The organism is Idiomarina fontislapidosi, from assembly GCF_003226255.1.
In the GTDB taxonomy this organism is placed as follows: domain Bacteria; phylum Pseudomonadota; class Gammaproteobacteria; order Enterobacterales; family Alteromonadaceae; genus Idiomarina; species Idiomarina fontislapidosi.
This window is the reverse complement of record NZ_QJST01000003.1, coordinates 177,965-202,018: the sequence shown is the minus strand read 5'-3', so window position 1 is coordinate 202,018 and position 24,054 is coordinate 177,965. Positions and strand designations below refer to the sequence as shown.

General features: G+C 47.6%; 22 protein-coding genes. 6 read left to right on the top strand and 16 right to left on the bottom strand.

What is annotated here, in order from left to right; genetic code table 11:
* Positions 1 to 34 precede the first annotated feature (34 nt).
* From DFP83_RS05595 to serA, 3 genes are all read left to right on the top strand, one after another.
* The gene (locus DFP83_RS05595; protein WP_110574000.1) at positions 35 to 634 is read left to right on the top strand and encodes a 5-formyltetrahydrofolate cyclo-ligase; all 600 of its coding nucleotides are present in this window, start codon (positions 35 to 37) and stop codon (positions 632 to 634) included.
* A gap of 70 nt (positions 635 to 704) precedes the next feature.
* Positions 705 to 1,373: a ribose-5-phosphate isomerase RpiA gene (gene rpiA, locus DFP83_RS05590; protein WP_110573999.1), complete on the top strand. Its 669-nt coding sequence runs from the start codon at positions 705 to 707 to the stop codon at positions 1,371 to 1,373.
* Entirely contained in the window at positions 1,374 to 2,603 is a 1,230-nt protein-coding gene (serA, locus tag DFP83_RS05585; protein WP_110573997.1) for a phosphoglycerate dehydrogenase, read from the top strand. It begins immediately after the preceding gene.
* Here the strand turns inward: serA and phoU are convergent.
* The 15 genes from phoU to DFP83_RS05510 form a co-directional block, all read right to left on the bottom strand.
* Entirely contained in the window at positions 2,600 to 3,322 is a 723-nt protein-coding gene (gene phoU, locus DFP83_RS05580; RefSeq protein ID WP_110573995.1) for a phosphate signaling complex protein PhoU, read from the bottom strand. The two genes, serA and phoU, sit on opposite strands and share 4 nt — an antisense overlap.
* A gap of 11 nt (positions 3,323 to 3,333) precedes the next feature.
* Positions 3,334 to 4,149, bottom strand: coding sequence for a phosphate ABC transporter ATP-binding protein PstB (gene pstB, locus DFP83_RS05575; protein ID WP_110573993.1), 816 nt, complete (start codon positions 4,147 to 4,149; stop codon positions 3,334 to 3,336).
* Between the two features lie 27 nt (positions 4,150 to 4,176).
* The gene (gene pstA / locus DFP83_RS05570) at positions 4,177 to 5,838 is read right to left on the bottom strand and encodes a phosphate ABC transporter permease PstA (RefSeq protein WP_110573991.1); all 1,662 of its coding nucleotides are present in this window, start codon (positions 5,836 to 5,838) and stop codon (positions 4,177 to 4,179) included.
* A 22-nt stretch (positions 5,839 to 5,860) separates the two neighbouring features.
* Positions 5,861 to 8,134 carry an ABC transporter permease subunit gene (locus DFP83_RS05565; protein ID WP_110573989.1) on the bottom strand — a complete coding sequence of 758 codons (2,274 nt, stop codon included), beginning with the start codon at positions 8,132 to 8,134 and terminating at the stop codon, positions 5,861 to 5,863.
* 63 nt (positions 8,135 to 8,197) lie between these two features.
* A complete protein-coding gene (locus DFP83_RS05560; RefSeq protein ID WP_110573987.1) occupies positions 8,198 to 9,181 on the bottom strand; it encodes a PstS family phosphate ABC transporter substrate-binding protein in 984 nt (327 codons plus the stop codon).
* A 106-nt stretch (positions 9,182 to 9,287) separates the two neighbouring features.
* The gene (gene phoR / locus DFP83_RS05555; RefSeq protein ID WP_110573985.1) at positions 9,288 to 10,595 is read right to left on the bottom strand and encodes a phosphate regulon sensor histidine kinase PhoR; all 1,308 of its coding nucleotides are present in this window, start codon (positions 10,593 to 10,595) and stop codon (positions 9,288 to 9,290) included.
* A 10-nt stretch (positions 10,596 to 10,605) separates the two neighbouring features.
* Complete coding sequence (gene phoB, locus DFP83_RS05550; protein ID WP_110573983.1) at positions 10,606 to 11,292, bottom strand: phosphate regulon transcriptional regulator PhoB; 687 nt, start codon at positions 11,290 to 11,292, stop codon at positions 10,606 to 10,608.
* A gap of 98 nt (positions 11,293 to 11,390) precedes the next feature.
* A complete protein-coding gene (locus DFP83_RS05545; RefSeq protein ID WP_110573981.1) occupies positions 11,391 to 12,320 on the bottom strand; it encodes an AEC family transporter in 930 nt (309 codons plus the stop codon).
* A 68-nt stretch (positions 12,321 to 12,388) separates the two neighbouring features.
* The gene (locus DFP83_RS05540; protein WP_241971591.1) at positions 12,389 to 13,348 is read right to left on the bottom strand and encodes a porin; all 960 of its coding nucleotides are present in this window, start codon (positions 13,346 to 13,348) and stop codon (positions 12,389 to 12,391) included.
* A 118-nt stretch (positions 13,349 to 13,466) separates the two neighbouring features.
* On the bottom strand, positions 13,467 to 14,732 hold the full coding sequence (locus tag DFP83_RS05535) for a tetratricopeptide repeat protein (RefSeq protein ID WP_110573979.1): 1,266 nt from the start codon (positions 14,730 to 14,732) through the stop codon (positions 13,467 to 13,469).
* Between the two features lie 13 nt (positions 14,733 to 14,745).
* Complete coding sequence (locus tag DFP83_RS05530; protein WP_181416376.1) at positions 14,746 to 15,348, bottom strand: energy transducer TonB; 603 nt, start codon at positions 15,346 to 15,348, stop codon at positions 14,746 to 14,748.
* Positions 15,349 to 15,350: 2 nt separating this feature from the next.
* Positions 15,351 to 15,758: an ExbD/TolR family protein gene (locus DFP83_RS05525; RefSeq protein ID WP_110573975.1), complete on the bottom strand. Its 408-nt coding sequence runs from the start codon at positions 15,756 to 15,758 to the stop codon at positions 15,351 to 15,353.
* 1 nt (position 15,759) lies between these two features.
* Positions 15,760 to 16,290 carry a MotA/TolQ/ExbB proton channel family protein gene (locus tag DFP83_RS05520; protein WP_110573973.1) on the bottom strand — a complete coding sequence of 177 codons (531 nt, stop codon included), beginning with the start codon at positions 16,288 to 16,290 and terminating at the stop codon, positions 15,760 to 15,762.
* A gap of 2 nt (positions 16,291 to 16,292) precedes the next feature.
* Positions 16,293 to 17,669 (bottom strand): MotA/TolQ/ExbB proton channel family protein, encoded by a 1,377-nt coding sequence (locus DFP83_RS05515; RefSeq protein ID WP_110573971.1) that lies wholly within the window; start codon positions 17,667 to 17,669, stop codon positions 16,293 to 16,295.
* 11 nt (positions 17,670 to 17,680) lie between these two features.
* On the bottom strand, positions 17,681 to 18,466 hold the full coding sequence (locus DFP83_RS05510; RefSeq protein ID WP_110573969.1) for a DUF3450 domain-containing protein: 786 nt from the start codon (positions 18,464 to 18,466) through the stop codon (positions 17,681 to 17,683).
* Between the two features lie 199 nt (positions 18,467 to 18,665).
* Between DFP83_RS05510 and DFP83_RS05505 the strand changes: the two genes are divergently transcribed.
* Both DFP83_RS05505 and rdgC read left to right on the top strand, forming a co-directional pair.
* Positions 18,666 to 20,414 carry a sensor histidine kinase gene (locus tag DFP83_RS05505; RefSeq protein WP_110573967.1) on the top strand — a complete coding sequence of 583 codons (1,749 nt, stop codon included), beginning with the start codon at positions 18,666 to 18,668 and terminating at the stop codon, positions 20,412 to 20,414.
* 12 nt (positions 20,415 to 20,426) lie between these two features.
* Positions 20,427 to 21,320, top strand: coding sequence for a recombination-associated protein RdgC (gene rdgC / locus DFP83_RS05500; protein WP_110573965.1), 894 nt, complete (start codon positions 20,427 to 20,429; stop codon positions 21,318 to 21,320).
* On the opposite strand, the gene DFP83_RS05495 is transcribed toward rdgC, so the two are convergent.
* Positions 21,309 to 22,160 (bottom strand): HDOD domain-containing protein, encoded by an 852-nt coding sequence (locus DFP83_RS05495; protein WP_110573963.1) that lies wholly within the window; start codon positions 22,158 to 22,160, stop codon positions 21,309 to 21,311. The genes rdgC and DFP83_RS05495 overlap by 12 nt on opposite strands.
* A 103-nt stretch (positions 22,161 to 22,263) precedes the next feature.
* On the opposite strand from DFP83_RS05495, the gene DFP83_RS05490 reads away from it, so the two are divergent.
* Positions 22,264 to 23,949: a dipeptidyl-peptidase 3 family protein gene (locus tag DFP83_RS05490; protein ID WP_110574046.1), complete on the top strand. Its 1,686-nt coding sequence runs from the start codon at positions 22,264 to 22,266 to the stop codon at positions 23,947 to 23,949.
* Positions 23,950 to 24,054 lie beyond the last annotated feature (105 nt).

Genomic DNA, 24,054 nt, shown 5'->3' with positions numbered 1-24,054 from the left:
TGCTCTATTTCATGTAACAAAGATGGGAGTAAGCATGACCCGAGATGAATGGCGACGCAAGTTAAAAGCTCGCCGAGCCGCAGTTTCTACCCCCGACCAACAGCAGGCAAGCCAACAAGTGGCGGCTCGTATTACAGAGCGTGCTAAGCACTCAGCGGGTCATGCGGCTATTTTCCTTAGCTTCGCCAACGAGCTTAACACGCGCCCAGCGATTGAAGCGTTATGGCAACTCAATATGCCAACCGTTGTGCCGGTACTGCATCCCTTCAGCAAAGGTCACTTATTATTTTTATCATTAACGCCTGATACGCCGCTCATCCACAATCGGTATGGCATCCAAGAGCCGCCGTTACGTGCTGATCAGGTTGTCCCCCTGCATCAAATCGGTTGTCTATTCATGCCTCTCGTAGGCTTTGACCAGTATGGTAATCGCTTAGGTATGGGCGGTGGTTATTATGACCGCACCCTCGCCAGCTGGCAGGCAGGACGCTTACCCGACTTGCACCCCATTGGTCTCGCTTACGATGAGCAGTATGTTGAGCATTTACCTACCGAGCCTTGGGATGTTGCGATTCCAGAGGTCATCACGCCCACTCGGCACTGGCACTTTAACAATCAACCTAAGTTTTCTTAGCGATGCGCCGTCAAAGTCGTTATACTGATGTGCCATCAATGACCACAATAATTTGCATGGGAACCCCGCTATGTCCGCTTCAGATAAACTAAAACAACAAGCTGCTCAAGCCGCAATCAAATATGTCGAGAAAGGCACTATTGTTGGTGTTGGAACAGGTTCGACTGTTAACTTTTTCATCGATGAACTTGCCAAGATGAAAGACGACATTGAAGGAGCCGTATCGAGCTCTGAGGCCTCCTCCGAGCGACTAAAACAACATGGTATCGAGGTATTTGAGCTGAACAACGCGCCTGAGGTCCCTGTGTACATTGATGGTGCTGATGAAATTGATGAGCATGGACAAATGATTAAAGGCGGCGGTGCGGCTCTTACACGCGAGAAAATTGTTGCTGCGGTCGCCAAAAAGTTCGTTTGTATCGCCGACGAAACTAAACTGGTTGGTCGGCTAGGCCAATTCCCACTGCCCGTTGAAGTCATTCCCATGGCACGCTCTTATGTCGCGCGGCAAATCGTTAAGCTCGGCGGCGACCCAGTCTGGCGCCAAGGTGTGACTACCGATAATGGCAACTGGATACTGGACGTACACAACCTTGATATTCTTAATGCGGTCGAACTCGAAGAACAACTCAATAATGTGGTGGGTGTAGTCACTAATGGGCTGTTTGCGGCCCGTTCTGCCGATGTCGCTTTGTTGGCAACAGCCGACGGTGTTAAAGAGCTTAAGTGGGGAAATTAGATGTCGGTTAAGTCACTCGCAAAAGACAAAATTAAAATTTTACTGCTTGAGGGTGTTCATGAAAGCGCTATCGAATTACTCAAGCAACATGGCTATCATCAGCTAGAAATCCTCAAAGGCTCGCTTGATGAAGACGAGCTGTGTGAAAAGATCAAAGACGTGCACATGGTGGGCATCCGCTCGCGCACGCAACTTACCGAAAAAGTATTCGCCGCAGCAGAAAAACTAATTGCTGTAGGCTGCTTCTGTATTGGTACGAATCAGGTGGACTTAAAGGCCGCGCAAAAGCACGGCGTAGTGGTCTTCAATGCGCCCTTTTCTAACACCCGTAGTGTTGCTGAACTGGTTCTTGCAGAAACCATTATGCTATTACGCGGTATCCCGCAAAAAAACGCACAAGCACACCAAGGTGGCTGGCTTAAATCTGCGACTAACGCCTACGAGGTGCGCGGTAAGGTACTCGGTATCGTTGGCTATGGACATATCGGTAGCCAGCTAAGCGTATTAGCTGAGCAGCTTGGTATGCAGGTTATCTATTATGATGTTGAAACCAAACTACCGATGGGTAACGCGCGCTCGACTAAACGCTTAGATGACTTGTTGGCCAAGGCTGACGTGGTCAGCTTACACGTTCCCGAGACGCCATCCACACGATGGATGATAGGTACTAAACAACTGGCCAAAATGAAGCCCAATAGCTTATTGATTAATGCATCACGCGGCACAGTTGTTGATATTGATGCGCTTGCTGAATCATTAAAACAAGGTCATTTAGCCGGTGCTGCAATCGATGTGTTTCCAGTTGAGCCTCAAAGCAATCAAGACCGCTTCGAATCCCCCTTGTGTGGTATCGAAAACTGTTTACTAACGCCTCATATCGGTGGCTCTACCGTTGAAGCACAGGAAAACATAGGCATCGAAGTCGCGGGTAAATTAGTCCACTATTCGGATAATGGTTCAACGTTGTCTGCGGTCAACTTCCCAGAGGTCTCTTTGCCACAGCACGCAACAGCGCGCCGGTTGCTGCATATCCATAAGAACCAGCCGGGCATGATGAATGCCATTAACAAGATTTTAAGTGACTTCGAAATTAACGTCGCAGGTCAGTACTTACAAACCGATGAAAACGTCGGTTACGTCGTAATGGATATTGATACTGACAACGGCACAGAGATTTTAGAGAAAATGAAGGCGATACCGGGCACTATCCGCGCCCGGCAATTATTTTAAGAGGTTCTATCACCTTTGACTGTGCGCTCAATGCTCTCGGGAGAGACATGGCGCACATCTTTTCCTTTAACGAAGAAGATGATGTACTCGGCAATATTTTGGCAACGATCGCCCATTCGCTCTAACGAACGCGCTGACCACAATACGTTCATGATCTTTGGAATTGAGCGCGAGTCTTCCATCATATAAGTCATCAACTGGCGAGTGAGTGCTTCGTACTGACGATCCGCCTGTTCATCTTGACGGTGCACTTCGTATGCCGAGTCTAAATCCATGCGAGCGAACGCATCGAGCACTTTTCGTAACATGATCAGAATCTGGTGACCTAAGTTCTCTAGACTGACGAGCAGCTGCTGTTGGTCATTACTAAAGCTTTCTTTAGCCACTTTGGCAATACGTTCTGCCTCATCACCGATACGCTCTAAGTCAGCAATAGTTTTTATAATTGCGATAACCAGTCGCAAATCACTGGCGGCTGGCTGACGCTTGGCGATAATGTGCACACACTCTTCGTCGATCTGAACTTCGAGCTTATTGATTTTGTGATCGTTCGTCAGCACTTTTTCTGCAAGCTCAACATCGGCTGTTTGGATCGCGGTCAGCGCATCACTCAGTTGTTGTTCAACTAATCCGCCCATGCTCAGTACGCGATTACGCACAGCTTCCAACTCTTCATTAAACTTGTTGGAGATGTGCTTACCCATATTCAATTTATCCATGCCTTTACTCCTTAACCGTACCGTCCAGTGATGTAGTCTTCCGTGCGCTTTTCCATTGGCGTGGTAAATAGTGTGTCAGTATTGGCATATTCAATGAGCTGGCCCATATACAAAAATGCTGTTTGATCAGATACTCGCGCTGCCTGTTGCATGTTGTGAGTGACTATCACTACCGTGTATTTCTGTTTTAAATCTGTAATCAGTTCTTCAATCGTCAACGTTGAGATTGGATCGAGTGCCGAGGTCGGCTCATCGAGCAACAAAATCTCAGGTTCGATGGCAATTGAACGTGCAATGACCAAACGTTGTTGCTGACCACCGGATAGACTAAAGGCGCTCGCGTTGAGACGGTCTTTTACCTCATCCCACAATGCGGCACCACGCAACGACCGTTCAACCGCTTCATCGAGTACCCGGCGATCTTTAATGCCTTGTAACCGCAAGCCATAAACGACGTTCTCATAAACCGACTTAGGAAACGGGTTAGGTCGTTGAAACACCATCCCAATGCGACGGCGCAGCGCCGCCACGTCGACGCCTTTGTCATAGATATTCTTACCATGCAACAAGATATCACCCTGCACTTTGCAGGTTTCCACAAGGTCGTTCATGCGATTGATACAACGCAAAAGGGTCGATTTACCACAACCTGACGGGCCAATGAATGCGGTGACGCCGTGCTTAGGCACGCTCATAGAGATATCGTGTAGCGCACGATCTTGTCCATAGTATAGACTTAAATTCTTAATTTCGAGTGCGCGCTGCTCATCTGTTAAATTCGCCAAATCTAATTTTTCACTGGCACTATTAGAACTAACCGAAATCATCAATGCTAACCTTCTATTAGTAAGTGACTATTGCTCAAGTGCACGGTATTTCTCACGCAAGTGATTGCGCACACCGATCGCGGTCAGGTTGAGCCCAACAATCACAGTAATCAGTAAAAACGAAGTCGCATAAACCAGAGGACGCGACGCCTCAACATTCGGGCTTTGAAAGCCGACATCGTAAATATGGAAACCGAGATGCATAAATTTGCGATCAAGGTGAAAGTACGGGAAGTTACCATCCACGGGTAACATCGGTGCTGACTTAACCACACCCACTAGCATTAGCGGCGCGACTTCCCCGGCTGCCCGCGCGACCGCTAGGATCAGGCCCGTCATAATTGCAGGCGATGCCATTGGCACGATAATCCGCCAAATCGTCTCCCATTTGGTTGCTCCTAGCGCCAGCGAGCCCTCTCGCAGCGTACTCGGAATACGTGCAAGGCCTTCCTCGGTCGATACAATCACGACAGGTAGCGTTAAAATAGCCAGCGTAATCGCCGACCAAAGCACGCCTGGTGTACCAAAGGTTGGATTCGGCAACGCCTCGGGGTAGAAGATTTGGTCAATACTGCCGCCCACCATATAGACGAAGAAGCCTAAACCAAACACACCATAAACAATGGAGGGCACACCAGCGAGGTTAATCACCGCGATGCGTATCAACTTCGTCACCGGGTTTTTACCCGCATACTCATGCAAATAGACGGCGGCTACCACACCAAAGGGTGTCACGATGACAGACATCAACAGTACCATGAACACCGTACCAAATATTGCAGGAAATACCCCACCCTCGGTATTTGCTTCCCTTGGCGGTTCAGAAACGAACTTGCCAATTTGCTGGAAGAAATGCCCGATCTTTGCCAGCAGGTGCATATCGTTAGGGAAGTTAACATCGAGTACACGGTACATTGGCACCGCGACGATTTCGCCGCGGAAGTCCTCGACCATTAAAGCGTCCCGATACGCGCTGTCGCGAATCGAAAAAAGCGTTTTCTCAAGGTCCTGATACTCCGCCTGTAACCGCTGTCGCTCGGCATCAAGCTCCGCTATGGCCGACTCAGTAAGTTTGCCCTCTAGCTTAAGACGGCGCTCTTCTAAGGTAAGTTCACTTAACTGGAAGTTAATGCGCCCAATCTCGCCTTCTTGCAACTGCTGACCTTGCTTGTGCAATTCGACAGCACGCTCAACGCGCTCGAATAGCACATCACGAAAGTTTTCATCCCCATGCGTAGCAACTGTCTCACCTTGTTGCTCAATAGCGACAATACGCCCGTAAAAGTTGCCATCTTTTGTGCGTTCAATAATTGCCATATCGGCAGGGATCTGATCGTCCACAATCGTCGGCTCAACAACCCAGGTGAAATCAAGCGGTACGTATTCGCGGTTGCCAATTTTCATCAGATAGCGGGTAATGAGTTCGCCTTCATCATTGGCTAACTCAACACCCGATTGCCGTACGCGATCAATCGGTACTTCTTCGCTATCGTAGATTTCACCAATGAGCGTTCGCGTCTCGCCGCTCGTTGTTTCGACCGTCATTTGATGAATCGCGGTCGGCCAAAAAAATGATAGACCGCGCCAGCCAATCATCAGCACCAAGCCAATAACCGCAACTAAGCTCACGGTAACCGCGCCGGCTGTCAACCAAATCCAAGGCTTTCCAGTTCTAAACCATTGCTTCATGAATAACCTCTAACTGTCAGCCCTACATCGAACTGTATTTGTCACGTAAGCGTTGACGGACAAATTCGGCGATGGTGTTAAAGAAAAACGTGAAGATAAACAGCACGAACGCAGCCAAGAACAAGATGCGGTAGTGTGAACTACCGACTTCTGATTCGGGCATTTCAACCGCAATGTTAGCCGACAGTGTGCGCATACCTTCAAAAATATTCCAGTCCATAATCGGTGTATTGCCGGTTGCCATTAATACAATCATCGTCTCGCCGACGGCACGCCCCAGGCCCATCATAATCGCTGAGAAAATACCGGGGCTGGCGGTTAACAACACCACTTTAGTCAGGGTTTGCCAAGGCGTCGCTCCCAGCGCTAACGAGCCATTAGAAAGATGCTTAGGCACACTAAAAACGGCATCTTCGGCAATCGAGAAAATCGTTGGTATCACCGCGAATCCCATGGCAATTCCGACCACGAGTGAGTTGCGTTGATCAAAGGTGATACCCAACTCGTTGGTTAAGTAGCCACGCACATTGCCATCGAACAAGGTCGCTTCAACCCATGGACTCATTGAGAAAGATAACCAGCCAACCAGTAATACGATGGGTACCAAGATAAGTGAAGCACGCCCCTCGCCTAGGATACTGCGAATCGCCGTTGGCAACAGCTGCCACAACGCTGCAAAGCCAATAATTGCGAGCGGTGTCAGAACAATAACGGCGATCACCCCGGGTAAATAGGCTTCAACAATCGGCGCTAGCCATAAGCCGGCTAAAAAGCCCAAAATGACCGTTGGTAGCGCTTCCATGATTTCTACCGTCGGCTTCACGACTTTTCGTACTGACGGTGACATAAAGTAGGCCGTGTAAACCGCGGCAGCGACACCAATAGGTACGGCAAATAACATGGCGTAAAGCGCCGCCTTAATTGTGCCAAATGAGATCGGCACTAAGCTAAATTTCGATTCGAAATCATCTGAGCCCGACGTCGACTGCCACGTATACGAGGGTTCTGGATAGCCCTCGTACCAAACCTCCTGCCATAGTGCACTCCAAGTCACCTCAGGGTGCTCATTGCTCAATTCGAATAACGTCAGCTCATTACCAGCTTCAGCTAATAAATGATTCGCTCGCGGATCGATCGCAATTGCTTGGGTATTTTCGTTCGGTAACGCTTCACTGTAGAGATCCGCTTCAGACGTGGTATGAAACACGTTGAGCTGTCCGTCAACCGTGACCGCGTAGAATGTACGGCGATAGTCCTCGACCTCAAGATCAACTATCGCACCGCCCGCGTCAAACTGACGAATATATTTAAAGGTGCGTCCATCATCAGTGGGCACTTCAAACCATTGTGAGATAATGCCCTGTTCGTGGCTCACAAGCACCGTCGCTGCACCTGGCATCAAATTAAGTGCTTGCGCCTGGCCAAATTCACGACCATTCAGAGGAATCACTTGGCTTTCGCTGACTGCCCCGCTCATGCTGACTGAGTACACCACGATACGGTTATTGATTAGCACAAAAACCTTATTCAAATCAGGTGTTACCGCGATATCACGAATAGCAGAGGTCAGCACACGCTGTTCGAATCGTGGCGTAAGTGACACGGCTCCAGTGAGAAAGTTTTGCTCTGCCACAAACTTGGTGATGAGCAAAGTATCTGACGCTGTCACAGCGGTCAGCAGCATACCCTCACCATCGGTTGCATAGGCGAGTTGTTCAAGAGGTCGCCCCTGTTCGTCGACCTGCAGAGGTTCGCCCTCATTAAGCGTCTCAAACCTCGGCATAATCAGTCGTTCTACTTGGCGAGTGCCTTGCGTGCGTGCGGTTTCAGGAAACGTAACTTGGAATTTAGGCTGAACGATAATGGCTTGACCATTATTTAGGCCATAAACGAATTGTTGGTGGACAGGCAATGACCGTGCGAAGCTGGTGATTTGCTCTGCTCTAGCGAGCGACTTTTGCTCAATAGTATCACCCGTTTTGCGCTCGGCAAGGCTATTGTCCTTCAACGCAAAAAATTCTGCTACACCCGAATCGCCAAACCGATAACCGATCTCTGCTTGCTCTTCCATGCCTAATGCGAGTGTCTTGTCATCCGCATCAATGTTAAAACTGTGTAGCGGCTTGACCGATGCTGACTCAAAAATTGGTTGGACAACATATAGGAGGTAAAAGAATATCAACAGCAGTGCAACGAGCACTAACACACCGCCAGTGGTAACACCGACACGCGCAAGCCTATCTTTTAATAAGCGTGATCGACTCGCTTTAAGTTGCCGTTCTGTCTGACCTTGCATACCTTTCCTATTAACGTGTTAAGCCAGCGCAAAGGCGCTGGCTATTGACATTCTAATACGATTTTAATCGGCGTTGTGTAAGCCTAACTTTTTTAATTCCACATCGACGACGGCGCGCGGAAGCGCGATGTAACCGTCCTTATCAACAATATCCTGTCCTTCCCGCGACAGAATCATTTTTACGAACTCGCCTTCTGCTTTACTGAGCGGTTGATTAGGGTGCTTATTTACATACACATATAAAAAACGTGACAGCGGATATTTACCGGCTAACGCGTTAGTTCGTGTCGCTTCGACAAACTCATGGCCATCGCCGCGTGCGATAGGCACCGTGCGAACACCCGAAGTCACATAACCGATACCTGAATAACCTACCGCGTTCAACGACGTTGATATTGATTGCACCACTGAAGCAGAGCCCGGCTGCTCGTTTACATTGGCTTTAAAGTCACCGTCGCACAAACCCGCTTCTTTAAAATAACCATAGGTTCCAGATACAGAATTGCGACCGTAAAGTTGCAAATCTTTAGTCGCCCACTCGCCTTCTAAGCCTAACTGACCCCAACGCGTAACCGGCTCTGGAAAGCCACACTTGCGAGTGGAGGAAAAAATGCCATCCACTTCTGCGATTGATAAACCCTCTATCGGGTTATCTTTATGAACAAACACTGCCAGCGCATCGATTGCGACTCGAATAGGTGTTGGCTTATATCCATGACGCTGTTCAAACGCTTCAATCTCTTTTGACTTCATTGCCCGACTCATGGGACCGAAGCTCGCGGTGCCTTCGGTAAGTGCGGGAGGCGCGGTCGACGAACCGGCCGCCTGAATTTGAATATTTACGCTGGGGTACATGCGTTTGAACTCTTCACCCCAAAACGTCATCAAATTAGCGAGTGTATCTGAGCCGACCGAAGACAAGTTACCCGACAAACCTGATACTTTCTCGTATTTAGGTAAGTCATCCGTGGCATAAGCAGGACTTGTTAGTGCAATGATTGCACTCAGTCCTAGAACTTGTTTCACTGCCTTGTTGAACCTGTTCATGGTGTTTATCCTTACGTGACCGTCACGAAACGAGTTGATCGGATTGATAGCAGTTTATGAGAATTGTGTGACAGTTTAATGACAATTATGACAAAAAAAAGTCAGTTTAATGACGCTTATTTGTAACTCTCAATCCCGCCGGCAACCTAAACCAAAAGCGCGAACCTTTACCTAACGCACTGTTAACTTGCAATTCGCAGTTATGATGTTGCAGTGCCTGTTTAACGATAGACAGACCCAACCCGGTGCCGCCTCGCTCACTGTTTCTATCTTTATCAACGCGATAAAAGCGCTCGGTCAAACGAGGTAAGTGCTCAGACGCGATACCGGGTCCGGTATCCTCAACACTGAACTCAACTTCACTGCCCACCATTTGCCACGTCACTCTGATATCACCGCCTTCGTGGTTATATCGAATCGCGTTAGTGATGAGGTTCTGCATAGCGCTTCTTAGCGCATCCTCTTTGCCGTAAACTTTAATCGGTGCGATATCAAAATGAACGTTAATCGATTTTGCTTTACCTAGCTTCTCGGCCTCGGTTTGCAGTTGTTGCAGCAGCACCGGCGCATCGACAACGCGATCAAACACGTCATGAGAAGGCGTCTCCATGCGGGAAAGCTCCAATAACTGGTCAATAAGCAAGCGCATGCGCTCACTTTGACGCTGCATTTCACCCACCGCCTTAGTCATCATACCGGGCGGCGTCATAGACGGGTCTTCCACCATCTCGAGATAGCCTTGCAGCACCGTCAAAGGTGTTTTCAATTCGTGCGAGACATTGGCCACAAAATCTTTTCGCAAGTTATCCAACTGCTTAATTTGCGTGACGTCACGCGCAACGAGTAAGTACTGATCATCACTGTAAGGCATGACGCGAATTTCGATATCAAGCGAATCACGTGCCGGCGAGGGTATGGTAAGCGCTTCCTCGAAGTTACCTTTACTCAAATAGCTGAAAAATTCCGGGTGGCGAATTAAGTTTGATAAACGCATCCCCGCATCATCGGGCCACTTCAAGCCAAAGTAAAACTGTGCGAGCTGGTTACTCCACAGTAAAGAACCATCGCGACGAAACACGATAGCGGCATCAGGCAGTGCCTCGGCGGCTTCACGGAAACGGCGTAACAACTGTGCAAGAGAGCGACGACGCTGTTGGCTACGACGCTGATTTCGGTAGATGCCATCGTAGATATAAGACCAACTGCCAGGCGCAGTCGGAGGCATCATGTTGCGGCTATTCCAAAGCCAATCGGTGAGCTTTTGTTGGTAATAATAATGCCAGACCAAGAGGCCAGCCATGGATAGGGACATCGCCTGCCAAAAGATGCCCAATATGGCGCCAATAATGGCAAAGGGCAACAAATAAAGTACTAATCCTTTAAGCGCACCAAAGCTGCTGTATTCCCTATCCATAAACGTCTAATTACCGGCTTGAAAAGCGATAGCCGACGCCACGTACCGTTTGAATTAAACGATCGTAACCATGCTCATGCAATGCTTTGCGTAAGCGACGAATATGCACATCAACAGTGCGGTCTTCAACGTAAACATTTGTACCCCAGACTTGGTCTAGCAGCTGTTCACGGCTATAGACGCGCTCTGGGTGAGTCATAAAAAAGTGTAGCAGTTTAAACTCGGTTGGCCCCATATCGATACTGTGGTCTTGTGTCGAAATACGATGGGAAACTGGATCGAGTTTTAAGCCTTCAATTTCTAACGGTTCATCAAGTACCGTTGGTGCAACGCGGCGGAATACCGCACGCATCCGAGCCATTAACTCTTTTGGTGAAAACGGTTTGGTAATGTAATCGTCGGCACCGACTTCAAGTCCACGTACTTTATCTTCTTCTTCGCCACGCGCAGTCAGCATAATAATCGGGATATTACGTGTGAAGTCATCGCTTTTAATCTTTCTAGCTAACTGAATACCTGAACCACCGGGTAGCATCCAATCTAACAAAACCATATCGGGATAAGGTTCGGCAATTTTGGCAAGACCACTGTCGTAATCTTTTGCTTCTACGGCTTGATAGCCGTGCTGCTCCATAACAAAACTCAGCATTTCGCGAATAGGTGCTTCATCTTCTACTATGAGAATTCTACGCGGCATTGATTGGTTTCCTGACTCGTTAAACTATGCGACATAGTATTAACAATTATTGTGACATTTTTATTAAACTAGGTCACTTTTGTGACATTGTCACGAGTTCATTGCAGCCACTGCAATAATTGATGTAGAAGAGGCAAAGTAACAAACGCGAACAAGATTCCGTACCCCACCATTGCAGCGGACAAAATCGGCGCGAGCCCAGCCATAATAGCCACGGCACCTGCCGTAATCATCGGTGGCATCGCCGCTTCAAAAATGGTGACTTGCACCAGTATATCGTCCAATCCCGTTGTCGATGCTAACACCAGTAAAGTCACCGCGGGCATCACCAATAACTTAACTAACAACCCTACGGTCAGCGGTGTTTTACTGCCCTTTGGCAGACGAAATTTTAATTGGAATCCGACCGCCACCATAATAACCGGCACCAAGGTTACCGCTAAGGACTCGGTTAATACCGAGAATACCTCTGGGTACGCCATGTCTTTAATCAGCAACGCGATGATGAGTGCAATAAAGGGTGGAAATAAAACAATTTTTTTAATGATGTCTATGACACTTGGGCGTTGTACCGGTTCGCCCTCTGCGCTTGGACGATAGAACGCAATGATAATCGTCGAGTAGATTGCTAAACCGAAAAATGAGCCAAACTGATCATAAAGCAAACCGTAAACAATGGCATCGCTACCATAAAACGCCTCGATCATCGGAAAGCCAAAGAATGATGTATTACCGAGCGGTACACAGATTAACAAAGCGCCGGTCACTTCGCGGCGCCACTTAAACCAACGACTTAGTACCAAGACCATCGCAGCGCTCATCGCCAGCAATAACCACGGCGTAATAATTGGGATAATTAAATCAGAGGAAAAGTGTAAATCAGGAATTTTAGTGAAAATAACGCCGGGCAAAGCGGCGTAGATGACATACAAGTTGAGTACTTGCGCGGTATTATCGGGGAACTTTCCAGCGCGTTTAATCACCACACCAATAAGTAAATAAATCGCAAGTACGATAAGATTCGTCATGGCATCACTCGGTTATCTGGCTCAATAGACTGAACAGCCATCGGTCGGCTACTCATGCCCCATCTATCTTACCAAGAAAAATCGTGGCGTATACCAACAGAAAGGTAGTCTTCTGTTATCTGCTGCTGAATGTCGCGGTTACGAGCGGTGTAAAAGGCAAACAAACGTGTGTTATCACCGAGGTAGTAATCACTGCCGATAGAGATCGAATGATCTCGCTCATCATCTTTAATAACTTGATACTGAACCTTAGGCACCCATGCGCCATAGCGTTTAGCGGCACTCAACAAAACGCCCTGGGCGCTGATTAAGCCATCTACTGACCGATAATCTTGTGCAGCAAAACCTAACTTAAAACCAGTGACTTTAGTGGCAACGGAAAGTTGTACGATATCAAAGCCGTCCACTTCGTTATCAAATGCTAACGCGGCATAAACGTTACTCTTTTTGAGCTTTTCATCCCCGTAAATGAGGCCAAACGATTGACCGTCGTCTATACTATCATCGTCCGAAAATACGTAGGTAAAGCCCAGTTTGAAGCCTTTATAGGCGGGCGAGTAATAAGTCAGACTGTTATCAGCGCGAACTTCACCTTCGAACAAGTACTTAAGGTCTGCGGTATAGTCTTTGAACTGGTCAATAGCGCCTTGAGAGTCTTTCAGGAAGGTATCGTAACGGCCCAGCATGACAGTACCAAAGTCGCCACGTAAACCAACGATTTGGTTACGATCACTTATGGAGTCGTCCTCATCAAAGCCTGCGAGGTCGACGCCCCACTCAAATTGATAGAAAACTTCGAGGTTATTATCGAGGTTCTGTTGACCTTTTAAGCCAAAGCGGGATGTATAGCTTTTGACTTCCGTATCATCTTGATCAGCAATGTCACTGTAAAGCAGGCCCACGTTTGCGCGGCCATAAACAGTTAACGCATCACTTTGGGTGTCAGCGAGTGCGCTCACCGAGCCACACATGAGTGCTGCACATAAAACGTAACGAAGCATAAAATCCACACGATTGTTTTCAGTCATTGGCGCAGTCTACGATGTCTACCGTGAACCACGCGTGAAAATGAATGTTTAATTAAAACATCGTGTAGATTTTATTACAGTTTTCTTACTTTATGTACCTTTTATTGCAAAAGTGTGACTAATTCATTGCGGTTTCGTTAACACGCGCTTGATAGTCAACTTGGCTTTTTGCATAACGTTGCCACTGTTGAGCGGCTGCTTTACTCTCTGGGAACTCAATCGCTTTCTCAAAAGATTCAACCGCTTGCTTGTACTCGCGCTGGTTCACCGCAGCCATGCCCTGCAATAACCACAAGTTGCCTTCATTACGCACTTCGCCCTTATCGAGCGCCTTTTTGGCAAGCGTTGTAGCACGTTCGTTTTCATCTAAGTTAAGCGCAACATGAGCCGCTTGAGCCAACATTTCGCCATCTTCGCTGACTTCGTCCGCCCACAAATAGGCGTCCAGTGCTTGCTGATACTCACGGGCTTGCATCAAACTTTGCGCGTAGAACTTGCGGTTAGCCAAGTTAGTTTCAATCTTGTCGGCGTCAAAACCTTCTTGCATCGTTTTTGCGGCTTTGTACGGCAGCTGATTGATGTAATAAACCTGGGCCAAATTACGGAGTTCACCTGGCGTATTGATAAAGCCTTGTTGATTCGCCGCCTCAAGTACAGCAAGTTGTTTCTTAGTTTGATCAAGTTGACCGAAGACACCCGCTAACTGAAGCCAATACTCCGGCTTGCTGTAGAGCTTCACTAATCGCTCAAGGACAGCCGCTACTTGTTCAGTTTGCTTAAGCTCATAGTGAATAGCGCGTGCAAGGATCAACCAGTTCTCTTGCGGCGCTTTATCTTCTTTATCTGCAGCGGCAATCGCTTTCTCAATAAATGGGAGCGCCTCAGCAAACTGTTCGGCTTGATACAACGCTTGTGCTTTTAACACCCACGCTTTATTCAACTCGTCTGCATTAGCGACTTTTTCCCAGCTATCCAAATAGCTTAACGTCTCTTCGAAATTTCCTTGAGTCAGGCTTAATTGAGCCAAGCTAAACAATGTGCTCTTTTTTAATGACTCAGGAATGGGCGACTCTTGAACAACCTTATCAAAGTATTCAATTGCCTTATCCACTTGCTCATTATCGTAGTAGGTGTATCCGTAGAAGTTCCACAGCATCGCGCGCTCGTAGCTGTTCATGCTATCGGCACGTTCCTCTACCGATTTGAGCGCAGCTAAGCCGGCTTGCACGCCGTTATCTTCGGCTTCTTGTTGAGCACGAGCCAGTTGGCTATACACTTTTTCACGTAGTGCAGGCACACGCTCGGTGCTTTGGGCCAACACGGGTTGAACCAGTGTCGTTCCCAACACCCAAGCAATTACGCTACTTAATAACAGATGTTTCATTGCTCACCTCACCTTAATTCATTTCGAAAGTCATGCGGTTACGCACACCTTCTACTTCAACCGGCTCACCATCGATAACACGCGGCTTATACTTGAACTTCATCACCGCTTCCATCGCTGAATCTTCGAAGATGCCTTGTGGTTCTGCCTCGACGACAACAGGGCTTCTCACCGAGCCTTGTTTAGTCACAGTAAACTCAACCACGACATACCCTTCGATACCGCGTTGCAGCGCGCGTCGTGGGTACGTTGCTTGTACTTTAACGATCGGTAAATATTCACCATCGCTGGCTTGCAGTGATGCACCGTTACCAATGTCCGCACTGGCACTAACATCAGCACTGAAGTCGTACGACCCTGAGCTATCAGAATCCACTTCTGAGCTCATGTCCGGCTGAGGCAAATCTTCCGGTGGCTGTTCAGGCTCCGGTGGGCGCTCTGGCTTACGCTCTTTCTCCTGCACCTCTTCAGGTTCAGGTGTGCGCACAAAATCCAAAACGCTACCCTTTACCGGCTCCGATATCGCGCCCTCACCCGAGCTAATTAATGACTGCATCAAATAAAACAGCCCGATGGTGACAGCGGCGGCAACTAATAGCGCGGCAATATATCTCATAATTACTGCTCATCCGTTGCTACTGAAACATCAAATACGCCCGCTGCTCGCGCGGCATCCATGACTTCAATCAGAGTTTTGGTATTTGACTCTTCATCGGCTTGGATAACAACTGAGCCTTGCGGATTTTCAGCATATAAACGTTCAATGTTTGCTTGAACCGCGCGCAAATCAACTTCACGTTTGTTAATCCAAACTTCGTTTGAGTCACTGATAGCGACAAGGATGTTGGCACGGTTCTTTTGCACCGCGGTCGCCGCGTCTGGGCGGTTCACATCAATACCTGACTCTTTCACGAATGAGGCTGTCACGATAAAGAAGATCAACATGATAAAGACCACGTCGAGCATCGGCGTCATGTCGATGGCGCTCTCTTCTTCTTCAACTAAGTTGGCAAAATGCTGTTTCATATCAGTGACGCTCCAATAAAATTCGATCTTCTAGTTTCATTCGCTCGCGGCGCGTTGTGCGTTGCAACCAAGTCGCGGCAAATACTCCAGATAGTGCTCCGACCATACCGGCCATAGTAGGGATTGTTGCTTTAGAAACACCCGATGCCATTGAGCGAGCACTCCCGGTACCAGTGATAGCCATCACATCGAACACTTCGATCATGCCGGTCACTGTACCCATCAAGCCAAGTAGCGGACATAAGGCAACCAACGCCTTAATTACTGGCAAGTTACCGCCTAACCCCAACGCAACTCGAGAAATCATCGCTTGGCGAATTTGCTCCGCGTTCCAAGATGATTTGTCTTCACGCGCTTTCCAACGTTTACGTGCATCTTTTACGGCTTTGCGGTGGCCATTAAAAAAGTAGAAAATTCGCTCGAGTATCATCAGCCACATGCTGAAGATTAGGATTCCGATGACCAGCAGGACATTCCCGCCGGCCTCGATAAAATCTCTAATCGCATTGCTGAATTCAATCAGAAATAACACGACTATTCTCCTCGCTCAGAGCGTTCAGCGATAATGCCTGATGCTTGCTCCTGCAAAATATGGATCATGTTTTTACTGCGTGTGTGCAACATTGCGAATAACAATGTCATAGGAATTGCGACAACCAGACCAAGTACTGTGGTTACCAATGCTTGCGAGATACCACCAGCCATCATTTTCGGGTCACCAGTACCAAACAAGGTAATCGCTTGGAAGGTATTAATCATACCCGTGACCGTACCTAATAGACCCATCAACGGAGCGACAACCGAGATGATCTTGATGAAGGTAAGGTTACGCGTGATCTTAGGCACTTCACGTAAGATGCCTTCGCTTAATTTAAGCTCAAGCGTTTCGGTATCCGCATCAGGGAACTTATCTTTGATAAGCATCACACGACCTAATGGGTTGTCTTCTTTTGGCTGTGGCGCTTTAAGCTGACGTTTCACTTTGTTACCAATCAGCATCAGTGAGACGAAACGCTCAAGTGCGATAAGTAAACCGATTAAACCTAAGCCAAGAATGATGTAACCAACCGTACCACCTTGGTCGACGCGCTCTTTCAAGCTAGGCGCCTGTACTAATAAACCAAGAATCGAACCACCGGTTGGATCCAAGCCGAACGTCACAACGCCATTCGACGCATCTTGCAATTCTTCTGCACTTTCAGTGAAACGACCTGCAGGCTGACGGACTAGTTCAGCAATGTTGCCTGTACTGGCGTTGTACTCAAGATACGCACCATCAGAGACAAGGTTGAATGAACCGACGCGTACAACGTCTTCGACTTCTTTCTCACCATCGGCTTCAATGACTGAAGCTGAGAATTCAGCAATTTTACCTGACTCAGTCATCTCTTTCTGAAGCGCCAGCCATACTTTCTCGATGTCTTCGATAGAAGCCAGCTTAGATGAATTACTGATTTGCTCTGATAACTGCTTCAGTTCGTCAGCACGTCCTGGATACTGCGCAGAAATAACAGAGTTTTGGAAGCTACCAGCAGCGTCGTTGGTGACTTGTTGAAGCACACCAAACAGTTCTTTCAGTGAACCCATGCTTTGCGTTAACGTGTCTTGAAGGTTACCTAACTTAGTCTCGTTGCCTTCAAAACGTGTCTCTAAATCAGAAGCCTGTTGTTCAAGCGCCTCACGCTGAGCGATGGCATCACGCAACATTTGCTTTTGCTCTTGCTCCTGCTGACGGAAACGCTCTAAGCGGGCTTTGTTTTCTTCCGACTGTGCGTACTTGCCTTGCTCTAGCTGCTCAAGCAACTGATCAAGGTTGATAGGATCTTGCGGTTTAGGTGCCGCTTGCGCGCCAGCTACCAAACCTAATGTTAGTGCTGCGCTGATTAATAGTTTCATTGGTTTCATCGACATCTTGGGACTCCTTAATCGGCAGCGTTAGTTGACGCAGTTTTATTCACGACGAGCGGTAGCATCAACATATCGGGAGCGACCTGCTTACGTGCGATACGGATGGCAGTTTCAACAGCTGGACGATGAGCCTGGTCAAGTTCCATCCACTGTTTGCTGTCGTTATCCCAAACACCGAGGTGTTGACCGTCACGTGATTTGTAGATCAACGCAACGCGACCTACACGTAAAAAAGTAACGTCTTGCACATCGCCATCAACGGAATGCTCAGCAGTATACGCTTCGATGTTACGACCATAATCAGTTTCGACTTGATAAGCTTCCATAACGCGACGGAACTTCTCAGATACATCGACGTTGGCTTTGCCCATCAGTTCGCGCAATTCTGCAATACGCTCTTCACGTTCTTGCTCTAAAAACGGCACATCAAGTTCGATAAAGTTATCGAGTGCATCAACCATACGAATCATCAACGGTGTGATTTGGCGTTCAACGTAGCTCACTTGGTCAATTGATTGATTCAAGTCAGCCATCTCAACCTGTTGGTCGTTGATCTGGTTTTGAAGTTGGTTGGTGTAAACTTGCAGACCTTCAATTTCTTTCATGATCTGCTTGTACTGCTGCATGCGCTCTTGCATGGAGTCAGAGATTTTGTCTACAGTGAGCTGAGCCTCGCGTGCAGACTCATTGATATCGGAGGCGTTCTCAACGACTGGCTCTAAGGTTTTATCCTGTGCCAATGCCGATGTTGATAGAACGCAAGCCATCGCAATGGCTGTACTTGTCGCTAGCAACTTCATATGTGACCCTTTACTTAGGTTGGTGAATTTTTAAACACCCAGATGAAAGATGCGACAACTTTAGTGATTTTTCGTGACAGCTTAATGACGCAAATATGTCATATTTGTGACAGGAATAAAGATTGCGTCTGCTCGCCTAATGAATTAGTTTAAAAAGACTCTTTAAACTTGGTAAGCAGCGTTAAAATTATAACTTATTATGGCTTATAAAAGCATATCTTATTCGCTCCTCACCCGCGTTCTGTCTGTCTATTTTTTACTGACGCTTACAGTCACTGCGGTACAAATTGGCGCAGAATACTTTGACACTAAACGCGTGTTGGTAGCCGAGCTGCAAAACCAACAGAGCACCTTTAATGGCTCATTAACGCGTTCGTTGTGGGAATTTAACACCCCGCAAATTGAAACCATTGCTGACGGCCTCATTAGCATCCCAGCGATTGCCGGTGTCCTAATAAGAGACGAAAGTGGTAAGCCGGTTATTCAAATTGGTGAGACACTATCAGTGGAAGATTTGCCCGAACGAGCCTCTGAAGGGTACGTGTTGCCAGAACAAAATGGCACCTTCGGCTTTTATAATGCGCTTATATTTGAATTTTCAGGTCACTCGACGCGCGTTGGCGATGTATCACTTTTTACCACGCGTGATATCGCCATCGACCGCATTAAGATCAGTTTGGCATTTATCGTGGGTAACGCCATTATCAAGAGCGCGTTCTTACTTATTCTCTTCAGCATTGCGTTTCAACGTATGCTGAACCAGCCATTGAATGACCTGACGCGCCAAATTAATAGTTTCCGACTCGATAACTTAGACGCATCACGGATCAAGCTCGATGAACGTCATCACAATGAGCTCGTGCTTATTGAGCAGGCCTATAACCAATTGATCGATAATATCGAGGATTACCAAGAGGATCTTGAGCGCACGCAGCATAAGCTTAAACTCGCCAATCGACAGTTGGATGAGCAAAACGCGATCCTCGAACAGGAAGTTGCACGTAAGACATCTCGTTTAAGTCAGGTGATGTTAGACCTTGAACAGCGCAAAAACGAGTTAGAAATACGTCAAGAAAAATTAGAACGAGAAATCAGTCAACGCCGAACTATGGAAACCAACCTGAGGGAATCCAACGAGCGTTTACAAGCGTCCCTTGACCACTTAAAGAATACTCAACAGCAATTGATTGAGTCTGAAAAAATGGCCTCATTGGGGGGCCTTGTTGCAGGCATCACGCATGACGTAAATACCCCGATCGGTATTAGTGTAACGGCCAACTCGTTTTTGAAAGAAAAACTCGAAAATCTCGAGCGTATGTTAAACGACAAAACGCTGACCCAGGCACAACTAGGTAAATACATCCAAGAGAGCCACGAGAGTATTCAACTACTCGAAAATAACCTCAACCGTGCTTCCGAGCTTATCAGTAGCTTTAAGCAAGTTGCCGTTGACCAAACTTCAGACGCGGTTCGCGATATTGATTTAAAGCGTTATATCGGTGACTTGGTGCAGTCTTTGCAGCCGCAGCTTAAGAAGCAAAACCATCGGGTCATCATTGATTGTCCCGATAACTTATATGTTCGCTGTACCGCGGGCGCACTTTCGCAAATTTTTACTAACTTGATTATGAATTCGATACTGCATGGTTTCGAGGGGATCAGCGAAGGGGAAATGCGTATCGTGATCAGCACCGCAACCGATGATGAGCAGACCGATAAACTCTATGTGGTATACTCTGACAATGGTCACGGTATGAACGAAGAACAACTCGAAAAGCTGTTTGACCCATTCTTTACAACTAAGCTAAACCAAGGTGGCAGTGGCTTGGGCACGCATATCGTGCGCAACCTGGTCACACAAACATTGGATGGCGAAATCACTGCATCGAGTGAACCGGGGCACGGCTTAACTTATCGGTTCTCCTTCCCAATTATTATCTTAAGATAAAGGCGCTTAATTATGTGGTTTAAAAACGCCCGCGTATATCGTTTTGGCGAATCATTCCAATTGCCTGAAGACTTCGAATCACAACTTCAGGCACACGCATTTAAACCCTGCGGTCGGCAGGATATGACCAGTTTTGGTTGGGTTTCAGTGTTTGGCGCGCAAAGTGAAGTGCTTCATCATGCGGTCGAGCAAAGCTATTTAGTATGCGCTCAACGTGAAGAAAAAGTCTTGCCTGCAGCGGTCGTTAATGCCGAACTGGAGCAAAAAGTGCAGGCTATTCAGGAAACCGAAGGTCGCCCGGTCAACGGTAAAGAGAAGAAAAACCTGAAAGAAGATATTACCCACCAATTAGTGCCACAGGCGTTTAGCAAGTTCCGCAAAACCTGGGCCTATATTGATTTAAAACGTCAACTCGTCATTGTTGATGAATCAAGTGCCAATAAAGCAGAAGACCTACTGGGTTTATTACGTGCCAGCTTGGGCTCGCTACCCGTTAAACCGATTGCACTTGCGGAGTCTGCGGAAGTGCTATTAACCGAATGGTTGACGACACAGGCATTGCCCGATCGCTTCGACCTCGGTGATGAACTGGAGCTGCGTTCACCCCAAGCAGACGGTGGCATTATTCGCTGTAAACAAGAGGATCTTACCCGTGAAGATGTGCAAGCACATGCTGCCGCCGGTAAGCAAGTCGTTAAACTTGGTCTGGTATGGAACGAGCACATTGAGTGTGTAATCGAGGCTGATTGGGCACTTAAACGCTTAAAAGCAACTGACCAACTGCTTGATGATCAAGACGACTGGAACGATGCTTCTCCTGAACAAAAGCTCGACAGTGACCTCGCACTCGTCTCTGCCGAACTCGGTGCATTACTGGACGATTTATTCAGTATTTCAGCTAAGTGACGCACGTAGCTCCTGAAAACGCTTCTGGGTGGCGTCGTCCTCCCAGAAGTTATGCACAGGAATGATTTCGCGTTGTTGGTATTCCGCCAAGGTCATTGCGCCATCAATCGGCTTAGAGTGTCCCGTTAGAAGGCTCGCGATATGCACGATATCGCAGTAGTTTACGACCAGTGGGTCATTCAGATCTTCAAAGCGCCCTCGATTATAAAAGTACGGCACCTTGATGAGGTTAGGAGCAAAGCGCCAATGCTCCAAAACACTCACGCCCAAACTGCGGTCAAAATGAGTAATGGTTTGTGTCATAAATGAGGGGTTGGCGAAGCTATCGTCAAACTCATCAGCTATTTTCAAAATCGGCGCAACACCAATCCGACATACCATCCCCGCCAAAAGCGATACATCTTGATGCAGGCGATTGCAGTAACCTCGATCATGCAAATGCTGAGTGACAATCACCGCGGCAGCGGCAATATCACGCGACTCCGTCAAAAACTTCTGCGCATACTGTTTCACGATGTCATTTTTGGGATCAAAAACCTGCTCCACCGCCATCGCAACCACTAACGTTCGGATACGGCGTAAGCCTATACGCGTCAGCGCTTGCATCAAACTCTCAGCGCGTGCACGCCCGCTCAAATACGCACTATTAGCTAAACGAATCAATCGCGCACTTAATGCCGTGTCATGCTGAATAATGGCAGCCAACTCCTGTAAGTTGGTATCAGGGTTACTGGTTGCTGTGCGAATCCGCTCTGCTGTCTCAGGCAATCCAGGCAGTTTGAGCTCATCCCGTTGGATTCGGTCTTCAATCAGTAAATACAGTGCGTTGGTTGCCGTCATGACTCGTTTCCATACCCTTATTTGTTACCTAACTTGCGATATTTTCCGCATCGCATTAAATTGTTTTGACTTATTTTACTACTATACCGATAAAGTTGAACTTATGTTAAAACAAATTTTCACCATTGCACCGTTAGTCCTTGCACTCGCTGCCTGCTCTGAACAAGCAACATCACAAGACACTCAAGCACAGCAAGCGGGCAGCTCGACGGCGCAGCAAACTTCTGACTATTCTGTTGTAGATGGTGCACAACGACGCTTCGGCATCTACACCGATTACACGCTTAGCTCTGACATTTCCCACTTATCTGCCAATCAAAAGGAGATGCTCGGGTTACTGATTGAAGCAGCGAAAATCATGGACGACCTGTTCTGGCAACAGGCATTCGCTCACAGTAAACGGTCATTTTTAAGTGCAGTGCCGGAGCAAGCGCAATCCTTTGCGAATATTAATTATGGTCCTTGGGATAGACTCGACGGTGATAAACCGTTTTTGCGCGAATTCAGTCAAAAACCCTCGGGCGCCAATTTTTACCCAGCGGACATGACAAAAGCTGAGTTCAATGACTTCAATAACGAAGAGAAAGACAGTGAGTACACCCTCATTCGTCGAGATGGGTCCGGCCAACTCACTGTCGTTCCATACGCCGAAGCCTATGCAGATGAACTCAAGCAGGCCGCGAAATTACTACGGCAGGCAGCAGAACTGGCTGAAGACCCAGACTTTGCTAAGTACTTAAACCTAAGAGCCGATGCCTTCTTAAGCAACGAATACCGACCATCTGATCTCGCTTGGATGGATATGCAAAATAATGATATCGATGTGGTTATTGGTCCCATCGAAACCTATGAAGACCAGCTGTTTGGTTATAAAACCGCGTTTGAAGCATACGTCCTAATAAAGGATAAAGAGTGGAGCGACCGGCTTGCAAAGTACGCCCAGTTTTTACCAGAACTGCAACGCGGTCTGCCTGTCGACAACAAATATAAGCAAGAAATGCCTGGCGCTAACGCTCAGTTAAATGCGTATGATGCTGTCTATTTTGCGGGTCATTCTAATGCAGGTAGCAAAACCATCGCGATTAACCTGCCTAACGATGAGTATGTTCAGCTAGAAAAAGGTACACGCCGTCTGCAACTTAAAAATGCGATGCGCGCCAAGTTTGACAAAATTCTACGTCCAATTGCCGAGCAACTTATTGTTCCTGAACAGCGTGAAAACATTACGTTTGATGCGTTTTTTGCCAATACTATGTTTCATGAAGTGGCACACGGTTTAGGCATTAAAAATACAATTAACGATAAGGGCACCGTACGTGCCGCCTTAAAAGAACATGCCTCGGCACTTGAAGAAGGCAAAGCCGACATCTTAGGCCTGTACATGGTCACTCAGTTGTTCGAAAAAGGGGAACTGTCGACAGGTAAACTCGAAGACTATTACACCACCTTTATGGCGAGCATCTTCCGCTCAGTCCGGTTTGGCGCCTCAAGTGCGCACGGTAAAGCCAATATGATTCGCTTTAACTATTTTGCCAATGCAGGTGCATTTACCCGTAATGCAGAGGGACAATACGCGATTGATATGGAGAAGATGCGTGCAGCGATGACGAGTTTGTCTGAGAAGATTCTCGAACTTCAAGGTGACGGCAATTATCAAGGAGTGAGTGAACTCGTTGAGCGCCTTGGCGTAATTAGCACACAACTACAGACGGATTTGGATAAGCTGTCGAGCGCGGGTATTCCTGTGGACGTTACCTTTAAGCAAGGCCGCTCTGAACTCGGGCTCTAAATCAACTCACCCATAGCGTGCGTGTCCTCACGCACGCTATCATCTTTGCCTACCATCCTACCTTGTGCTAGAATCCGCGCGCTTCAGTGGTTGAACTTTAACCAC

Coding starts and splice junctions, on each gene's coding strand:
- DFP83_RS05530 (WP_181416376.1), bottom strand. CDS start 15,348: ATGAGATATATTGCCGCGCTATTAGTTGCCGCCGCTGTCACCATCGGG.
- DFP83_RS05515 (WP_110573971.1), bottom strand. CDS start 17,669: ATGTCGATGAAACCAATGAAACTATTAATCAGCGCAGCACTAACATTA.
- DFP83_RS05525 (WP_110573975.1), bottom strand. CDS start 15,758: ATGAAACAGCATTTTGCCAACTTAGTTGAAGAAGAAGAGAGCGCCATC.
- phoB (WP_110573983.1), bottom strand. CDS start 11,292: ATGCCGCGTAGAATTCTCATAGTAGAAGATGAAGCACCTATTCGCGAA.
- rpiA (WP_110573999.1), top strand. CDS start 705: ATGTCCGCTTCAGATAAACTAAAACAACAAGCTGCTCAAGCCGCAATC.
- DFP83_RS05510 (WP_110573969.1), bottom strand. CDS start 18,466: ATGAAGTTGCTAGCGACAAGTACAGCCATTGCGATGGCTTGCGTTCTA.
- phoR (WP_110573985.1), bottom strand. CDS start 10,595: ATGGATAGGGAATACAGCAGCTTTGGTGCGCTTAAAGGATTAGTACTT.
- pstA (WP_110573991.1), bottom strand. CDS start 5,838: ATGAAGCAATGGTTTAGAACTGGAAAGCCTTGGATTTGGTTGACAGCC.
- serA (WP_110573997.1), top strand. CDS start 1,374: ATGTCGGTTAAGTCACTCGCAAAAGACAAAATTAAAATTTTACTGCTT.
- phoU (WP_110573995.1), bottom strand. CDS start 3,322: ATGGATAAATTGAATATGGGTAAGCACATCTCCAACAAGTTTAATGAA.
- DFP83_RS05595 (WP_110574000.1), top strand. CDS start 35: ATGACCCGAGATGAATGGCGACGCAAGTTAAAAGCTCGCCGAGCCGCA.
- DFP83_RS05505 (WP_110573967.1), top strand. CDS start 18,666: ATGGCTTATAAAAGCATATCTTATTCGCTCCTCACCCGCGTTCTGTCT.
- DFP83_RS05545 (WP_110573981.1), bottom strand. CDS start 12,320: ATGACGAATCTTATCGTACTTGCGATTTATTTACTTATTGGTGTGGTG.
- rdgC (WP_110573965.1), top strand. CDS start 20,427: ATGTGGTTTAAAAACGCCCGCGTATATCGTTTTGGCGAATCATTCCAA.
- DFP83_RS05535 (WP_110573979.1), bottom strand. CDS start 14,732: ATGAAACATCTGTTATTAAGTAGCGTAATTGCTTGGGTGTTGGGAACG.
- DFP83_RS05560 (WP_110573987.1), bottom strand. CDS start 9,181: ATGAACAGGTTCAACAAGGCAGTGAAACAAGTTCTAGGACTGAGTGCA.
- DFP83_RS05495 (WP_110573963.1), bottom strand. CDS start 22,160: ATGACGGCAACCAACGCACTGTATTTACTGATTGAAGACCGAATCCAA.
- DFP83_RS05490 (WP_110574046.1), top strand. CDS start 22,264: ATGTTAAAACAAATTTTCACCATTGCACCGTTAGTCCTTGCACTCGCT.
- pstB (WP_110573993.1), bottom strand. CDS start 4,149: ATGATTTCGGTTAGTTCTAATAGTGCCAGTGAAAAATTAGATTTGGCG.
- DFP83_RS05565 (WP_110573989.1), bottom strand. CDS start 8,134: ATGCAAGGTCAGACAGAACGGCAACTTAAAGCGAGTCGATCACGCTTA.
- DFP83_RS05540 (WP_241971591.1), bottom strand. CDS start 13,348: ATGACTGAAAACAATCGTGTGGATTTTATGCTTCGTTACGTTTTATGT.